This is a genomic window from Phenylobacterium sp. (assembly GCF_031412415.1).
Classification (GTDB): Bacteria; Pseudomonadota; Alphaproteobacteria; order Caulobacterales; family Caulobacteraceae; genus Phenylobacterium.
The window spans coordinates 1-2,806 of the sequence record NZ_JANOCX010000334.1 but is presented as its reverse complement, the minus strand read 5'-3'; the positions used below and the strand labels follow the sequence as shown (position 1 = coordinate 2,806).

Annotated in this window: 2 protein-coding genes and 1 pseudogene; 2 read left to right on the top strand and 1 reads right to left on the bottom strand. The window is 63.6% G+C overall.

Translation table 11 applies throughout. The features are described 5' to 3' along the window. Nucleotides 1–386, top strand: a pseudogene (locus tag RMO04_RS16135) (integrase core domain-containing protein); the annotation flags it as partial. 347 nt (nt 387–733) lie between these two features. On the opposite strand, the gene RMO04_RS16130 reads toward RMO04_RS16135, so the two are convergent. Further along, the gene (locus RMO04_RS16130; protein ID WP_309645794.1) at nt 734–1,354 is read right to left on the bottom strand and encodes a hypothetical protein; all 621 of its coding nucleotides are present in this window, start codon (nt 1,352–1,354) and stop codon (nt 734–736) included. A gap of 581 nt (nt 1,355–1,935) precedes the next feature. Here RMO04_RS16130 and RMO04_RS16125 point away from each other — a divergent pair. Next, a partial coding sequence (locus RMO04_RS16125) for an integrase family protein (RefSeq protein WP_309645793.1) occupies nt 1,936–2,806 on the top strand: 871 nt, incomplete at its 3' end.

Below are 2,806 nucleotides of genomic sequence, written 5' to 3'. Positions count from 1 at the left end.
TCCGATCTGTTCATCTTGCGTGGTGTGCCCGATCACATACGGTCCGACAACGGCCCGGAGTTCATCGCCAAAGCGGTGCGGGACTGGATCGCCGCCGTCGGTGCGAAGACCGCCTACATCGAGCCTGGCAGCCCCTGGGAGAACGGCTACTGCGAGAGCTTCAACTCCAAGCTCCGCGACGAGCTGCTCAACGGGGAAATCTTCTACAGCCTTGCCGAGGCGAAAATCGTCATCGAGAACTGGCGCCGCCACTACAACACCAAGCGCCCGCACTCATCTCTGGGTATCGCCCCCCGGCTCCCGAGGTCATCCAGTGGCCGGCTTCGCCATCCGGAGCCGCTTCGCCGGCCACCCCAGCCGTAGCGCAAAGACCTGTCATGCACTAAGACTGTAACCGGACCACCCGATAGGGGCAGGCCAGGTCCGGTCCAAGTTAGGTAGGTCAGGGCATCTGACCCATTGGCTGGATCGGCTATCCGAACAGACCCTGCCCGGCAGCGCGCTGTGCGGCCTTGGCGCGCTACTCGCGGGCCAGCTCTTCCTTCCGCGTTGCTGCATCAGGTCGAACGTCCGGTTCTGCCGTCGCTTGATCCACAGATACCAGACGAACGCATAGCCTCGGGACGTTCGCGATGGGGGTAGAAGCTCTTCAACGCTCCTATCACCATCCCGAGCCGATCCTCAAGCCGCTCCTTGATGGACCGCGCGTTCGCCTCATTCTCGAGCCAGTGCTTCAGCTTCTGGAGTTCGGCGGCGCTGACAGCACCCGGCTTGCCGCGCAGCGTGAGCGCCATCCAGCCGTCGCCGGGACAGGGACCGGGTGCGTTCCGCGTGGCGATGAACGATCCGCCGTCTCGAGCGACCGTGTCCAGTTCCGCGTAGGTCGCATCCGGATCGTAGGTGCCCCGCGCCTGAGCCCCGGAATCCGGATATCGCAGCCCTTCGTCGTTCCGTCGGTCAGGCTGACGTGCACACGGGCCAAACGCGAATTGATGCTGGTGATCCCGACAGCCTCGATGCCGATCTGCGTCGCCAGCCAGACCGAGCTGTCGGGGCCCGGCTCATCGGTCGGTTTCGCCTCGCGCCGCGCGACGACGCGCCACGTTCCGCCCCGGTGACCGACCTGATCGCCGAAGGCGTGCGCCTGCTTGGCCCATGGCTCGTGGCGGCCGCCCTCGGCCACCAAGGCCACAACCTCGGACTTCGCCAGCTCAAACGAGGCCCGAAGCAGCGCGGCCGTCGACTCGGTCTCGTCGATCGCGGCGCGGGCTATGCCTGGGGCGGCTTTCCGGATCGCGTCATCGACGATGATCTGCACCCCCGCTGCGAGGTCGTCCATGTCGAGTCCGTCCATGTTGTGCATCCTCTGGGTTCGGGTCCTAGCGATAGTAGCGCAACGGGACTCGTCCGTGAATCCCGACGTTTCTGGTCAAAAGGGAATCTTGTCGTTCGGCTGTTCTCGATATCTTCCGGGATCCGCAGCACACGCCCGATCGAAACTTTTCGACGCGGTTTGCGCCAGTCTGCGCCACTCGCGATTTGTCACGGGCGCAGGCCGGTGTGCGGCGGTCGTGGCGCCCTGCGGCAGTCAGAGAATGCGACGGCCGCGCGACACCGCCATCAGCCGTGCTGACTGCGAACTAAATGCGGACTCAAGACCAGTTGCGTGTCGCCGCCGAGGGGCGGCGGTCTTGCCATCCATTGATATTCTTGTGGATTTTTGGCTCCGGCGGTAGGGATCGAACCTACGACCAATTGATTAACAGTCGAAATATAGAGCCTCCCGCCACCTAACAATGTAAAACTATCAGACGAGTAAAATGCCTTGAAAAATAGCCGAAATCGCGCCACGTTAGGCCGAGTGAATATCACGGGGTAACGTAGCCTATCGGGAAAAAACGTTACCCCGGTGTTACCCCTAGGGACAAATTGACTATGGCCAAGGCACTTACTCCGAAGACGATCGAGGCGAAACAGCCGGACCCGGAGAAGCGGTTGGAGGTTCCCGACCCGGCGCTCTCGGGCTTGTATCTCCTCATCCAGCCGAGCGGCGCAAAGTCGTGGGCGCTGCGCTACAGGTATGGCGGGAAGCCTGCCAAGCTGACCTTGGGCCGATGGCCGCTGATGGGGCTGGCAGAAGCTCGGGGCGCTGCGTCGGAGGCGATCGAGAAGATCGAGAGGGGAAAGAACCCCGCCTTCGAGAAGAAGGTCGCCAAGGCGGCGAAGGTCGAGGCGCAGTTGTCAGAACGTGACAAGGTCAAGCTGCTGATCGCGCAGTTCGACAAGCGTCACCTTTCGAGCCTGCGCAGCGGTGCGGCGGTGCGGCGTGAACTTGATCGCTTCGTCGTAGCGCCATGGGGCGACCGCGACATTCACGACATCACCAAGCGTGACGTGATCGACCTGCTGGACGGGATCGCGGATAGCGGGCGCGTGGTGACTGCAAACCGCATCCGCGCCTATCTGAGCAAGTTCTTCAACTGGGCCGTGGAGCGCGACATCCTCGCGGCGTCGCCTGCCGTGGGCGTGAAGCCGGTAGCCAAGGAATCCAGCCGCGACCGGGTGCTAACCGACGACGAAATCCGCTGGTTCTGGCAGGCGTGTGACGTGGAAGGCTTCCCGTGGGGGCCTCTTGGCAAGGTGCTGCTTTTGACCGGTCAGCGCCTGAATGAGGCGGCACAGATGGCCGACGCCGGTCACCGCGACCGGTGTGGGTGCACACAGGGGCCGCACAGGGAGGACCGCGCGCTTGGCCTCCGTGCGGCATGGCGAGACGATCCATGTCCGCTCTGCGGTGGCAGCGAAC

Coding starts and splice junctions, on each gene's coding strand:
- RMO04_RS16130 (WP_309645794.1), bottom strand. CDS start 1,354: ATGGACGGACTCGACATGGACGACCTCGCAGCGGGGGTGCAGATCATC.